This window comes from Novosphingobium sp. Sphag1I (assembly GCF_056279125.1).
The window spans coordinates 219865-232504 of record NZ_JBWBQS010000004.1 but is presented as its reverse complement, the minus strand read 5'-3'; the positions used below and the strand labels follow the sequence as shown (position 1 = coordinate 232504).

The following is a 12640-nucleotide window of genomic DNA, read 5'->3' as shown; positions in this document are numbered from 1 at the left end:
CTCCGGGGGTTTCTTTTTACAACCCAACGTTACGCGACCGCTTCGGGAACGCGCATCGCGGCCTTCTTCTTCAAACGCCATGCGTGCAGCAGAGGCTCGGTATAACCGCTGGGCTGTTCAACACCGTTAAACACCAGATCGCAGGCGGCGCGGAAGGCATAGCTTTCCTCCCAACGCCCGGCCATCGGTTCATAGAGAGGATCGCCCGCATTCTGCGCATCGACCTTGGCAGCCATGCGTTTCAGCGAATCCATGACCTGCTCGGCCGTGGCCACGCCATGCAGCAACCAGTTCGCCATATGCTGGCTGGAAATGCGCAGGGTGGCGCGGTCTTCCATCAGGCCGACGTCGTTGATGTCGGGAACCTTGGAACAACCGACGCCCTGATCGATCCAGCGCACGACATAGCCCAGCAAGCCTTGCGCATTATTGTCCAGTTCCTCGGTCACGTCCTGCGCCGAAAAATTGGTGCCCAGTGCCAAGGGAATGGTCAGCAAAGGTTCGAGACCGGGGACAGGCTGCTGCGCAATGTCACGCTGACGGGCAAAGACGTCGAGCCCGTGGTAATGCGTCGCGTGCAGCGTCGCCGCCGTTGGCGAAGGCACCCAGGCGGTGTTGGCGCCTGCCATCGGATGGCCGATCTTCTGCTCCAGCATATCGCGCATCCGATCAGGCGCAGCCCACATGCCTTTGCCAATCTGCGCCTTGCCCGACAGGCCACTGGCCAAACCGATGCCAACATTGCGCGCCTCATAGGCCGCGATCCATGCCGAAGCCTTGATGGCATTCTTGGCGATGACCGGGCCGGCCTGCATCGAGGTATGGATTTCGTCACCCGTGCGATCAAGAAAGCCGGTGTTGATGAAAACGATCCGCTCCTTCACCGCCGCAATACAGGCGGCAAGGTTGGCGCTGGTCCGGCGTTCTTCATCCATCACGCCGACCTTGATCGTGTGACGCTTCAGACCCAGCAGATCCTCAACGGCGTTGAACAGGTCGTTGGTGAAGGCGACTTCTTCCGGCCCATGCATCTTGGGTTTGACGATATAGATCGAACCCTTGCGGCTGTTGCGATGGCGGCCAAGACCAGCCAAATCCTGCATGGCAATCGCGCTGGTGATGACGGCGTCCATGACGCCTTCGGGGATTTCATGCCCGTCAGGCAACAGGATCGCCGGATTGGTCATCAGATGGCCGACATTGCGGATGAACAGCAAGCTGCGCCCGGCCAGCGTCAGATCACCACCGTCCAGCGCCGTCCATTTCCGATCCGCCGCCAATTCTCGATGCAGGATCTTGCCGCCCTTTTCAAAGCTCTCGGTCAGATCGCCGCGCATCAGGCCCAGCCAGTTGGTATAAGCGGCAATCTTGTCCTCGGCATCGACGGCAGCGATCGAATCCTCAAGGTCGCAGATCGTGGTCAGCGCCGATTCGAGGATAATGTCGCTGATCCCGGCCTTGTCGGTCGCGCCGATGACATGGGTGTGGTCGATCACGATCTCGATATGCAGGCCGTTGTTGACCAGCAAGAGCGCGCCCTTATGCCCATCGCCGCGACGGGCAACCAATTGTTCCGGGCGAGCCAGCGAAGGCAGCGGGCGTTCGGGGCTGATACCTTCCCATTCGGTCCACGAACCTTCGGCCAAGGGGACCGCCGAATCGAGGAAAGCACGCCCAGCCGCAATCACCGCCGCGCCGCGTTCGACATCATAGCCACCCTTCTTGGCCGCCGGAGCGTCCAAAGCATCGGTGCCGTAATAGGCGTCATACAGGCTGCCCCAGCGCGCATTCGCGGCATTGAGCAGGAAGCGGGCGTTGAGCACAGGCACGACCAGTTGCGGCCCGGCCATCGTCGCAATTTCCGGGTCGACATTGCCCGTGGTGATGGCAAAGGGCGCCGGTTCGGGGACGATATAGCCAATGGCGCGCAGGAAGGCCTCATACTCGGCCGTATCCACCGCAACCTTGCCACGCGCGCGGTGCCAGCCGTCAATCGCGGCCTGAAGTTCATCACGGCGGTTCAGCAGCGCGCGATTGCGCGGGGCGAATTCACCCAGCAATGCGGCAAAGCCCGACCAGAAATGCGACGCATCCAGCCCCAGAGGCGGCAAAACCCGATTTTCGACGAAGAGGGCCAGATCGCCATCAACCTGGAGGCCGGCCCGGTCCTGATACTTGCTCATCATTACTCACCCTCATCCAAAACGCCGCGCAGGGAAAAGCCTGAACGACGGACGGCATGCGTGTCGAACGCATGACATATATGAACTCCGGGGAGGAGAGACAGACGGACTTATGCCTTATGCCGGCAATCTTGGCAACGCCCTTGTGTCGGCGCTGATCGCGGCCGCGTCATTTTCGCACGCGCCCGCGCCTTTATACGAAAGGCACGCTCTATTTGTCCCAAAGGCGGACAAGTCATGGTTAATGGCCACTTAACCTCTCTTGCACCGAATACGCGTTTTGCCCAATTAGGTCTCAGGCCGACACGGACATCCGCCCGCACCGGTACGGCACATCAGAGGTATGGCTTATGTGGCAAAAAATCGCCCGACTCTTCGTCATCAAGACACGCACCGAAGCGTTTCTGGTCATCTTTGCCTTGGCCAATGGCGCGGTTCAGCGTGGACAGGTTTACCTCACCCAATATCCCGGTTTTGGCGGCAAACTGCTGTTTCTGGCCTGTACGGGATCGGTGTTCATGGCGGGCGCCAAAATTCTGGATTGCATCAAGCATGAAGCGCCCAAGCAGCAGGCGGAAATGCCGCCTGAACTGGCCAAGGCCTGATTCAAACCTCTTTCCATTCTCCCTGCGCCAGACCGTCCAGCGACCAATCCCCCACGCGCCATCGCACCAGACGCAGCGTCGGATGCCCGACCGCCGCCGTCATGCGCCGAACCTGACGGTTGCGCCCTTCGCGGATGGTCAATTCAATCCAGCAATCCGGCACGGTTTTACGAAAACGCACCGGCGGATTGCGCGGCCACAGATCGGGCGTATCGATTCGCCTCACGGCCGCGGGCAAAGTCATCCCATCCTTTAACCGCACCCCGCGCCGCAGGGCTTCGAGCGCGGCATCATCCGGCTCGCCCTCAACCTGCACCAGATAGGTCTTTGCCGCTTTGTAACGCGGATCGGCGATGCGCGCCTGCAACCTTCCATCATCGGTCAGCAGCAGTAGCCCCTCGCTGTCATGGTCGAGCCGACCGGCGGGATAGACGCCGGGCCGCTGAATGAAATCGGCCAGTGTGGGCTTGGGCGGGCCGTTGGGCTCGGGCGTAAACTGACACAGGACGCCAAATGGTTTGTTGAAAAGGATGAGCGCCATCAATCCTCATCCTCAAAACCCAGACTGCCCTGATTGATCAATGTTGTCAGCAAAGTGAGCGCGGCGCCTTGGGCCTCCCCCCGCCATTCAGCCCCAGCGCAAAGGTCCTGAGCCAGTTCCGCAACCTTGTCGTCGCATTCATGGCAAACGCCATCAACAAACAGCAAAACCCCCTGCCCTCGACGAATAAACGCAAAACGCTGCGCCGGATTGCGATGAAGGGCGTTGCCATCGGCCAACATGGCGGCAACCGCATTCTCGTCCATCTGTTCTTCGGGCCGCCAATCGGTTTCGGCATATTTGGACAGGCTGTTGTAATGGCCAAACCAGCGGGCAAAGGCATCGCGATCCGACAGGGCCGACAGAACCATGGCCTGCAATTTGTCGAGCGCTTCGGCTGTGATCTCGCCGGGATGCGCCTGAACCGTCAGGTCGGGGTCGGCATAGCGGTCGTCCTCGGCCATGGTGTCCACCTGATGCGCCGTCCATGCTTCGGCCAGTTCAGCGCGTGAAGGCGCGCGGAAACCGATCGAATAGGTCATGCAATCATCGCCCACAGCCACGCCATCATGGGCAAATCCGGGCGGGACATAGAGGATATCGCCCGGCTCCAGCACCCAATCGCCCTCGGCCTCGAAATCCTCGATCAGGCGCAGGTCATCATGGGGCACCAAAGGCGTTTGAACATTGCACACCGGCCCTACACGCCAGCGCCGCTTTCCCAAACCCTGAATGAGGAAGACGTCATACTGGTCGTAATGCGGCCCCACCCCGCCCCCGTCATTGGCATAGGAAACCATGACATCATCGATGCGCCAATCGGGCACGAAACGGAACGGTTCAATCAAGGCGGCCACATCGGGTACGTAATGATCGACGGCCTGCACCAACAGCGTCCATGGCTCCTTGCCCAGCGTGCCAAAGCGTTCCTCGGCAAGCGGGCCGCGCTCCAGAGCCAATTTGCCGCCCGAATGGGTGATAAGGCGCGATTCGACGCCTTCTTCACACGCCAGCCCCGCCAGTTCATCCGGTTCTAGCGGATTGGCCCAGCCCTTCCACGGATTGCGGATCAAAAGCGGGCGCTTTTGCCAATTGGAGGCAAGGAAAGCGGCGACATCGAAATGGGCAAATTGCATGGACGCGCTCATGCGCTTTCCGGGGCCATCTGTCAAAATGTCGGGAATGGGTGGGGCGGTTCTGTTGCTAGGCCGTGAACTCATAAAGCGGTCGGGTTCGGCGGTTGCCTGACCCGGGCAGGAATGCCATTGAGACGGCATGACAGATAGTTCGCTCAAGCTTCAGCGGATCGGCGCTCTTGACATTGCTGAGGCTATCAGTGCCGAGATCGGCTCATACGTGGATATGAACTTCATGCAGTTCCTGGCTGTGGAAGGCAGTCGGGTTCGGTGCTGGTACCTGAACAGCGGCGGTGATGGCCCAACATTTGAGATAACGCTGACACACGAGGTTGACGGATGGTCGTTGGAATTGGCCGAGCACCCGCCGGGAACCGAGCAAGAGATTGAAGTTCCTTGATGCGATGCTTTCTTTTTTCGGCGAATGCTGATTCAGCGTCGGCATGAGCCGATATGATCTGACCGACTTCGAATGGCGCGTGATCGAGCCGCTGTTGCCCAATAAGCCCCGAGGCGTGCCGCGCGTTGATGATCGGCGGGTACTGAACGGCATCTTCTGGGTCTTGCGGTCCGGCGCGCCTTGGCGCGATCTACCCGAACGCTACGGCCCACGAACCACCTGCTACAATCGCTTCGTGAGATGGCGCAAAGCCGGTGTCTGGGATCGGATGATGGACGCCATAACCGCCGCGCATGATGGCGACATCCAGATGATCGACAGCACTTCCATCCGGGCGCACCAACAGGCAGCGACGGCAAAAAGGGGGATCGAGATCATTGTCTCGGTCGCTCCCGGGGTGGCCTCACGACCAAAATCCACGCGGTCGTTGACCGGCAAGGCCTCCCGATCCGGCTGAGCCTGACCGCCGGGCAAAGCCATGATGGCCAAGCTGCCGACGGTCTGCTCGATCATGTCGGTGCTGGGACAATCGTGCTGGCGGACAAGGCGTATGACGCAGATCACATCCGGGCGTCACTCCGCGAGAAAGGGGCGTTCGCCAACATCCCGCCAAAGTCCAACCGCCGGGCAAAACCGTACTTCAGCACTTGGCTCTACCGCGAGCGGAACCTCATCGAGCGCTTCTTCTCCAAGTTGAAGCACTTCCGCCGGGTCGCCACCCGCTACGACAAGCTGGCCGAAAACTTCCTCGCCATGGTCCAACTCGCCTCATTGCGACTTTGGCTCCGCGTTTATGAGTCTACAGCCTAGGTCCGCGAGTCTGACCGTTTAACGGGGCGCCGTGCGACCCTTGCATAAATCATAAATAAGGTGAGGAGATTCTGTTGCTAGGCTCCCCTCAGGCCCCCGAATTCCCTTCTGTTACCCGGTGGGTTCAACCGTGTTCTAGGTTTGTAACTTCAGCCCGTTAAGGCCTAGAATTACGCAGCCAGAGCAAGTGCTTCGTTGTCGTTGGCACTTATGAGTTTTGAGCCTTATACGGGTTACTCAGCCCGGGCAAAAACAGCGCTTTTCAACACACGTCGATCCTAGTTCGGCCCCATCAACACCCCCGCGACAACGGGGCCTTGGCATAAATGCCAAGTAGTGATGGTGGAGCCGCCGGGTACCGCCCCCGGGTCCGCTGCATCTATTGCACGCCGCATTTTATCACCATAGCCGGTCGAAACCGGCGAGTGTCGATATAGGCGCAATTCGTAAAAAGAAAAGGGGGCCGACCTGCTTTTCCGCAGGTGCCCCCTTCCCTTCGATGCAATGCGTCTGGCCTCAGCGAGCTTTGAGCGCGTCGCGGATTTCGGCCAGCAGTTCAACCTCGGTCGGACCGGCAGGCGCTGCCGGAGCCGCAGGCTCTGCGGGCTTGGCGGTTGCCTTGTTGGCGCCCTTGACGATCAGGAAGATGACAAATGCCATGATCAGAAAATTGATCACCGCCGTCACGAACGACCCATAACCCAGCATCGCCACCCCGGCCTTTTTCAGCGCAGCATAGTCCGTCACCGCGCCCGTATAGCTTTCGGGAATTTCGCCCAACAGAATGAATTTGGACGAAAAATCGATGCCGCCCGTGATCTTGCCAATCACCGGCATAAGAACGTCATCGGTGAGCGAGGACACGATTTTGCCAAACGCACCGCCGATGATCACACCGACCGCCAGGTCCAGTACATTGCCACGCGCGATAAAGGTCTTGAATTCCTGAAGCATGATGCCTTCCCTCTTCTTGCTGACACAGGGGTGCCACAGGGTGATGTTAACCACAACCACCTATCAGGCTACGCACTTGCGCTTTGCGCGCCTCAGGGGTTAACCCCTGCACAGGAATACGGAGCCGTTGATGACCAAGGAAAAGATCGTCCAGACCTGGCGTGAAAGCGAAGAAAAGGTGGTCTGGCAGGGGCGCTTTATCGCGACCAAGCAGCGCGGCAACTGGGAATATGTCAGCCGCGCGCGCAACATCCGCGCCGCCGTCATTCTGGCCATTGACGAGGAGGATCATGTCCTTCTGGTCGAGCAATATCGCGTTCCGCTGCGCAAAACCTGCCTCGAACTGCCCGCAGGACTTGTGGGCGATCAGGCGGGCAATGAGGACGAAGTGGCAACCGACGCCGCCCGCCGCGAATTGATCGAGGAAACCGGCTATGACGCGGCCCGAATGGAGGTCATGGGCGAATTCTACTCATCCCCCGGCATGGTGACGGAAAGCTTTACCCTGCTGCGAGCGCATGGGTTGACCAAGGTCGGCCCCGGCGGCGGGGTGGATGATGAAAATATCATCACGCATCGCGTGGCTCTGGCCGAAATTGACGCTTTTGTTGCCGCCCGCCGCGCCGAAGGCATGGCGATCGACGTAAAGCTGTTGATGCTTCTGGCGCCTCAGATTATTGCGCGTCGGTGAAATCCACCGATTGCGCGCAAAGTGGCCCAATGGCCTCTGGACAAGTGATAGCAAAGAGGGCCAAGACCCACGCCATGGGGGAAGATGATCGCCAAGACACAGACAAGCTCCACTCGACCCAAGAGGTCGGTGGGCTGATCGACGCCTCCAAGGTGAAAAAGCGCTATCGCGTGACATCCTTTGACGTGGCCGCCGAGGCTGGGGTGAGCCAGTCGACGGTCAGCCGCGCCTTGGCCGGAGATCCGGTGGTCAGCGAGGCAACCCGCGCGCGCGTCGCGGCGGCGGCGGCCAAGCTGAATTATCACGTGGACGAAAATGCCGCGCGGCTGCGCACCGGGCGTACCGGCACTTTGGCCGTGGTGGTGATTTGCCGCCCGGATGAAGATATCAAGAATTTCAACCCCTTCCACTTCGCCCTGTTGGGCAGCGTCTGCGCCGCGGCCTCGCGGCGGCGGCATGAAACGATCGTCTCTTTTCAGGGGGCGACGGACCACCTCTGGGGCCTGTATCAGGAACAACGCAAGGCCGACGGCTTGATCGTCATTGGCACCAGTGAGAACTGGGATGCGTGGGACTATTTCCACTCTATCGCCGCCGAGGGCGCGCATCTGGTGTGTTGGGGCAGCCCGCATGAGGATCTCGATTGGGTCCGTTCGGACAATATCGGCGGGGCGCGGATGGCGACCCAGCATCTGATCGATTCGGGCTATCGCGACATCGTCTGCATCGCATCGGAAACCTCGGCCCAGCGCCAGTTCAAGGAGCGCTATGAAGGCTATGCCGAATTGCTGCGCGAACAGGGCATGGTGCCGCGCCTGATCACATTCGAGGAAGGCATGAGCCGCGACGAACAGGGCCGCCGCGCCGCGGTCGAACTGATCCGTTCGGGCGTGCCTTTTGATGCTATCTTTGCGTGCTGCGACGAAATGGCGCTGGGCGCGCTTCGGGTCTTGCGCGAACAGGGGATTTCGGTGCCTGAACAGGTCGGCCTGATCGGTTTCGACGGCATCCGTGCGGGCGCGCATTCGGCCCCGCCACTCTCCTCGGTGGAACCGGATTTCCAGACGGCGGGCGAGGTTCTGGTGGACCGCTTGCTGTCGGTGATTGCGGGCACGCCGGGGGCCAAGAAGCGCGTGCCGGTGCGGCTGTTGCCGAGGGGGAGTAGCCGCCGTTGATCTGGGTTTGGCGAGGGCTGATTGCGCTTCTCGCCACCTACCCAGTCTATTTCTCGTTTAATCTTATTATCCATGAAATCGTCACCGACGATCTGGCGACATGCGGCGGCGTTCCGCTTTCCATGGGCTTGATCCTGAGCGGGTCAGCACTGATTCAAACCGCTTGCCTTGCGCTTTGGCGCGCCACCTATGCGGCAAGCGCGCGATTTCAGGCGCACTGGATAGCGACGCCTTTCGCGCTGCCCCTGATTTATCTCGTATGGCTATCCCTTTTCGCGCCACAGTGTATCATCACCGTGGCGCGATAATCCTATCAGAGGGCCGATACACCCAGAAATTCGGGGATAGGACCGTTCCATTCGCCCGGCTTTGACGGCGGATCATTGTCGCGCCAACGGCCACGGCTGCGGTCTTCGCTGCGATGGTCATGGCGAGAATCGCGACGCGGGCGTTCATCACGGGCAAAGCGTTCTTCGCGAGGGGCACGTTCCTCACGCGGTGCGCGCTCTTCGCGCGGTGCACGTTCCTCGCGGGGAGCACGTTCGACCTTGCGTTCAGCTTGGCGTTCACGCGGCTTTTCGACCTTATGCGAGCTACGCTCCGCCTTGTCTTCGGCCTTTTCAACCTTGTGGTCGATATCCAGCTTGATTTCCGGGATCGGCCCGCCGGTCAGCTTCTCGACATTCTGGATCGCTTCAAGATCAGCATCGCAATAGATCGTAAAGGCCCGGCCCGTCGCGCCGCCGCGACCTGTTCGGCCAATGCGGTGGACGTAATCATCCGGATGCCACGGCGTGTCGAAGTTGAAGACGTGGCTGACGCCCTTTACATCCAACCCGCGCGCGGCGACGTCGGATGCGCAAAGAATGTTGATCGAGCCATCCTTGAACCGGTCCAATTCGGCAATACGGCTCGACTGATCCATGTCGCCGTGAATTTCGCCGGCGGAAAAGCCGTGACGCTTCAGGCTCTTGGCCAGTTCGCGCACGGTGGTCTTCTTGTTGGCGAAAATGATCGCGGTCGACACATTGTCGTGGCGCAACAGGTGGCGCAAAACTTCGCGCTTCTGCTTGGGGCCACACTTGACCTTGTGCTGGGCGATGCTCGAATTGTTCGAAGCGGGGCGCGCAACCTCGATATACTTCGGATTGCTCAGGAACTTGTCGGCCAGTTTCTTGATCGGCGGCGGCATGGTCGCGCTGAACAACAAAGTCTGACGCTGGGTCGGCAGCTTGGAACAGATCGTCTCGATATCGGGAATGAATCCCATGTCGAGCATCCGGTCCGCTTCGTCGATGACCAACAGGTCGCAACCCGTCAGCAGGATCTTGCCCCGCTCAAACAGGTCCATCAAACGGCCCGGTGTCGCGATCAACACGTCCACCCCGTCCGACAGCGCCTTGACCTGATCGCCCATCTGGACGCCACCAATCAGCAGCGCCATCTTGAGATCATGGTTCTTGCCATATTTCTCGAAATTCTCGGCCACCTGCGCGGCCAATTCGCGCGTGGGTTCAAGAATAAGGGAACGCGGCATCAGCGCGCGGCGGCGGCCATGCGCAAGAATGTCGATCATCGGCAGCACGAAACTGGCGGTTTTACCCGTACCCGTCTGGGCGATGCCGATAAGGTCGCGCATCATCAGCACGGAGGGGATGGCCTGCGCCTGAATCGGCGTGGGCGTGTCATAGCCAGCAGCGATTACGCTTTGCAGCAATTCATCGGAAAGGCCGAGATCGGCGAAACTCATGGGTTTTGGGTGTTTCCGCAATAAGGGGCATCCGTCCTACCCGTGGCCGGATGTGCAAAACCGCCGCCTTGGCGGACAAGGCGGCGCGGGTATCGGCGGATTAGCGCCAATTCTGGGCGAAAGTCAAGAAAATCGCCGTATAACGCCTTAACGACGCGCCGGAACTTCGACCAGTGCGTGCAAATCGTGAATCACGCAATTGGCGCCGGAACGAGAATGGATCTTGTCCCGTTCGATGCAGATCTGTCCGTCGGCATTCCGTTCGACGTAAAAACCGGAATAGAAATCATGCGCATGGCACGATTTGTCCAGCCCGGCCGTCACCACCCGCGAATCGCGCAAAAAAAACAGCAACCGGTTTTTCGGCGCACTTTGCACACTGACAATCGCCGACGCAGGCAGGCATTTGCCCATATTGCGTTCTTCGAGTTTGACCGGGCGATCATCCCGATCATTCTCCATCACAAAAACCGGCGGCGGCACCGGGGGGCCGGGCGAAATGCGGATCGAGAATTGCTGTTGAATGCGGACCTGTTGATAGTCATCGTCCAGCACGACACCATGCATTTGCATGGCATGCCATACTTTCTCACCCGTTTCGACCAGGGGGGCCGCCACAGCTGGCGCGCCGCCATTCATCCAGCATAAAAGCCCAAGCGAGGCAGCGATTCCCCCCAACGCCCAACGGCCACCACCCCGGCGCAGGCCAGAGCCAGCGCCGATCTTGCGCAACCATGGAATGGGAAAGGGATGCTTCACCATATATTTGCTTGGTTCCACCCGTCCTGTCGGCGGGCGAACATGTAACCCTCATGCTTGTTTGTCGGTTGTTTGGCATAATCACATTTGTTTGAACAGCCGCTTAACCCTGCACCCAAACCATGATGGCAAAGGCGATGGCTGGATGCTGATCCGCGGCTGTGGCATAGGGCGCGCCATGACCCAAACCGACACTTTTCTCGCCGCCGCCGCCCAGCTTCTTGGCCCGCGTGGATTGACCTGTGATCCTGACCTTCTTGCGCCATGGCTGACCGATTGGCGGGGGCGCTATACGGGGGCCGCGATGGGCCTGGCCTCGCCTGCGGACAGCGCGCAATTGGCACAGTTGATGGCTCTGGCCCATGAACATGGCGTGGCGCTGGTGCCGCAGGGCGGCAATTCGGGAATGAGCGGCGGGGCAACGCCGGACGCCAGCGGGACATCCCTGCTGGTATCCTTGCGCCGGATGAACACGATTGGTCCAATCGATCTTGAAAATCGCCGCGTCACATGCGGCGCAGGCGTGGTTCTGCAAAATCTGCATGAAGCCGCCGAGGCCGTCGGCCTGCGCTTCCCCCTGACTCTGGGGGGCAAGGGTTCGGCGACGGTGGGCGGGTTGATCTCGACCAATGCAGGCGGAACGCAAGTGTTGCGGCACGGCAATATGCGTTCACAGGTTTTGGGGCTGGAGGCGGTTCTGGCCGATGGGTCGATCTATTCCGCGCTGACGCCTTTGAAAAAGGACAATCGCGGGTTTGACCTCAAACAGCTCTTTATCGGCAGCGAAGGAACGCTGGGCATCGTCACGGCCGCCACATTAAAACTGGAGCCCGCCCTTGCCGATCGCCGCGTGATTTGGGCCGGGGTGGAGAGCATTCAGGCCGCCCGCGCGCTTTTGCTCCACGCCGAAAAGGCGGTGGGCGAAGCGCTGGAAGGCTTTGAGGTCATCCCTCACCCCAGCCTGTTGGCGGTGTTCGATTATGCCCCGGACATGCGTTCGCCGCTGGAAGGCGCGCATCAGTGGTACGCCCTGATCGAAGTGGTGGCCGATGCGGCGGCGGCGCCAACTTTGGGCGACCGGGTGGAAGCGATGTTGGCCGATGCGTTCGAGGCGGGCCTGTTGCAGGACGCCGCCATCGCCAACAGCGAATCGCAGGCCGAGGCATTTTGGGGCCTGCGCGAAACCGTGCCGATGGCCGAGCGCAGCAAAGGTCCGGCCAAACAGCATGATATCTCCGTTCCGGTGGAAAAAATGCCCGACTTTATCACCGATGCCATTGCAAAGGTCGAAGCGGCATGGCCCGGCACCCATGCGGTGGCCTTCGGACATCTGGGCGATGGCAATGTGCATTTCCACGTGATCTCTCCACAGGGCAGCGAACGCGCCGCATGGGAGGCCGGCGACGGCAAGGCGATCAGCCGCTTCGTCCACGATCTGGTCACGCAATGGGGCGGATCATTAAGCGCGGAACATGGCATCGGTCAGATGAAAGTGGCCGAATTGCAACGTCTGGGCGATCCGACATCCTTGGGCCTGATGCGCGCGGTCAAGGCGGCTTTGGATCCCAAAGGCATACTTAACCCCGGAAAGCTGTTGCCCTCTGCGTGAAACAGCGCACAGATGGCCCTGCTCGGC

At 60.2% G+C, this 12640-nt stretch carries 13 protein-coding genes and 1 other RNA gene; 7 read left to right on the top strand and 7 right to left on the bottom strand.

Annotation, left to right across the window (positions count from 1 at the left end):
• Window positions 1-29 precede the first annotated feature (29 nt).
• Window positions 30-2183: a malate synthase G gene (locus ACZ9HU_RS06305; protein ID WP_476103693.1), complete on the bottom strand. Its 2154-nt coding sequence runs from the start codon at window positions 2181-2183 to the stop codon at window positions 30-32.
• Between the two features lie 350 nt (window positions 2184-2533).
• Here ACZ9HU_RS06305 and ACZ9HU_RS06300 point away from each other — a divergent pair, with 350 nt between their 5' ends.
• Window positions 2534-2788 carry a hypothetical protein gene (locus ACZ9HU_RS06300; RefSeq protein ID WP_476103529.1) on the top strand — a complete coding sequence of 85 codons (255 nt, stop codon included), beginning with the start codon at window positions 2534-2536 and terminating at the stop codon, window positions 2786-2788.
• Window position 2789: 1 nt separating this feature from the next.
• Here ACZ9HU_RS06300 and ACZ9HU_RS06295 read toward each other — a convergent pair whose 3' ends face one another.
• The gene (locus ACZ9HU_RS06295; protein ID WP_476103527.1) at window positions 2790-3329 is read right to left on the bottom strand and encodes a pseudouridine synthase; all 540 of its coding nucleotides are present in this window, start codon (window positions 3327-3329) and stop codon (window positions 2790-2792) included.
• Window positions 3329-4465 carry a JmjC domain-containing protein gene (locus ACZ9HU_RS06290; RefSeq protein WP_476103690.1) on the bottom strand — a complete coding sequence of 379 codons (1137 nt, stop codon included), beginning with the start codon at window positions 4463-4465 and terminating at the stop codon, window positions 3329-3331. The genes ACZ9HU_RS06295 and ACZ9HU_RS06290 overlap by 1 nt, the downstream gene beginning before the upstream one ends.
• Window positions 4466-4604: 139 nt before the next feature.
• Between ACZ9HU_RS06290 and ACZ9HU_RS06285 the strand changes: the two genes are divergently transcribed.
• Together ACZ9HU_RS06285 and ACZ9HU_RS06280 are read left to right on the top strand one after the other, a co-directional pair.
• A complete protein-coding gene (locus ACZ9HU_RS06285; protein WP_476103525.1) occupies window positions 4605-4865 on the top strand; it encodes a hypothetical protein in 261 nt (86 codons plus the stop codon).
• Between the two features lie 43 nt (window positions 4866-4908).
• A protein-coding gene (locus ACZ9HU_RS06280) for an IS5 family transposase (protein ID WP_476103523.1) occupies window positions 4909-5675 on the top strand; the annotation gives its coding sequence in 2 pieces (ribosomal slippage) (window positions 4909-5221 and window positions 5221-5675; 768 coding nt in all).
• Between the two features lie 97 nt (window positions 5676-5772).
• On the opposite strand, the gene ssrA is transcribed toward ACZ9HU_RS06280, so the two are convergent.
• Both ssrA and mscL read right to left on the bottom strand, forming a co-directional pair.
• Window positions 5773-6137, bottom strand: a transfer-messenger RNA (tmRNA) gene (ssrA, locus tag ACZ9HU_RS06275).
• Window positions 6138-6191: 54 nt separating this feature from the next.
• Window positions 6192-6629 carry a large conductance mechanosensitive channel protein MscL gene (gene mscL / locus ACZ9HU_RS06270; protein ID WP_476103521.1) on the bottom strand — a complete coding sequence of 146 codons (438 nt, stop codon included), beginning with the start codon at window positions 6627-6629 and terminating at the stop codon, window positions 6192-6194.
• Window positions 6630-6759: 130 nt separating this feature from the next.
• Between mscL and ACZ9HU_RS06265 the strand changes: the two genes are divergently transcribed.
• The 3 genes from ACZ9HU_RS06265 (at window position 6760) to ACZ9HU_RS06255 (ending at window position 8803) form a co-directional block, all read left to right on the top strand.
• Window positions 6760-7320, top strand: coding sequence for an NUDIX hydrolase (locus tag ACZ9HU_RS06265; protein ID WP_476103519.1), 561 nt, complete (start codon window positions 6760-6762; stop codon window positions 7318-7320).
• Between the two features lie 74 nt (window positions 7321-7394).
• Complete coding sequence (locus tag ACZ9HU_RS06260; RefSeq protein ID WP_476103517.1) at window positions 7395-8495, top strand: LacI family DNA-binding transcriptional regulator; 1101 nt, start codon at window positions 7395-7397, stop codon at window positions 8493-8495.
• A complete protein-coding gene (locus ACZ9HU_RS06255) occupies window positions 8492-8803 on the top strand; it encodes a hypothetical protein (RefSeq protein ID WP_476103515.1) in 312 nt (103 codons plus the stop codon). The genes ACZ9HU_RS06260 and ACZ9HU_RS06255 overlap by 4 nt, the downstream gene beginning before the upstream one ends.
• Window positions 8804-8808: 5 nt before the next feature.
• Here ACZ9HU_RS06255 and ACZ9HU_RS06250 read toward each other — a convergent pair whose 3' ends face one another.
• Together ACZ9HU_RS06250 and ACZ9HU_RS06245 are read right to left on the bottom strand one after the other, a co-directional pair.
• Window positions 8809-10245, bottom strand: a complete 1437-nt coding sequence (locus tag ACZ9HU_RS06250) for a DEAD/DEAH box helicase (RefSeq protein ID WP_476103514.1) — start codon at window positions 10243-10245, stop codon at window positions 8809-8811.
• 147 nt (window positions 10246-10392) lie between these two features.
• Window positions 10393-11007 (bottom strand): hypothetical protein, encoded by a 615-nt coding sequence (locus ACZ9HU_RS06245; protein WP_476103512.1) that lies wholly within the window; start codon window positions 11005-11007, stop codon window positions 10393-10395.
• A gap of 175 nt (window positions 11008-11182) precedes the next feature.
• Between ACZ9HU_RS06245 and ACZ9HU_RS06240 the strand changes: the two genes are divergently transcribed.
• A complete protein-coding gene (locus ACZ9HU_RS06240; RefSeq protein WP_476103509.1) occupies window positions 11183-12613 on the top strand; it encodes an FAD-binding oxidoreductase in 1431 nt (476 codons plus the stop codon).
• Window positions 12614-12640: the final 27 nt, after the last annotated feature.

What these genes read in the sequence shown, in the direction of transcription:
- ACZ9HU_RS06305 (WP_476103693.1), bottom strand. Translation starts at nt 2,183, where the DNA reads ATGAGCAAGTATCAGGACCGGGCCGGCCTCCAGGTTGATGGCGATCTG.
- ACZ9HU_RS06300 (WP_476103529.1), top strand. Translation starts at nt 2,534, where the DNA reads ATGTGGCAAAAAATCGCCCGACTCTTCGTCATCAAGACACGCACCGAA.
- ACZ9HU_RS06295 (WP_476103527.1), bottom strand. Translation starts at nt 3,329, where the DNA reads ATGGCGCTCATCCTTTTCAACAAACCATTTGGCGTCCTGTGTCAGTTT.
- ACZ9HU_RS06290 (WP_476103690.1), bottom strand. Translation starts at nt 4,465, where the DNA reads ATGCAATTTGCCCATTTCGATGTCGCCGCTTTCCTTGCCTCCAATTGG.
- ACZ9HU_RS06285 (WP_476103525.1), top strand. Translation starts at nt 4,605, where the DNA reads ATGACAGATAGTTCGCTCAAGCTTCAGCGGATCGGCGCTCTTGACATT.
- mscL (WP_476103521.1), bottom strand. Translation starts at nt 6,629, where the DNA reads ATGCTTCAGGAATTCAAGACCTTTATCGCGCGTGGCAATGTACTGGAC.
- ACZ9HU_RS06265 (WP_476103519.1), top strand. Translation starts at nt 6,760, where the DNA reads ATGACCAAGGAAAAGATCGTCCAGACCTGGCGTGAAAGCGAAGAAAAG.
- ACZ9HU_RS06260 (WP_476103517.1), top strand. Translation starts at nt 7,395, where the DNA reads ATGGGGGAAGATGATCGCCAAGACACAGACAAGCTCCACTCGACCCAA.
- ACZ9HU_RS06250 (WP_476103514.1), bottom strand. Translation starts at nt 10,245, where the DNA reads ATGAGTTTCGCCGATCTCGGCCTTTCCGATGAATTGCTGCAAAGCGTA.
- ACZ9HU_RS06245 (WP_476103512.1), bottom strand. Translation starts at nt 11,007, where the DNA reads ATGGTGAAGCATCCCTTTCCCATTCCATGGTTGCGCAAGATCGGCGCT.
- ACZ9HU_RS06240 (WP_476103509.1), top strand. Translation starts at nt 11,183, where the DNA reads ATGACCCAAACCGACACTTTTCTCGCCGCCGCCGCCCAGCTTCTTGGC.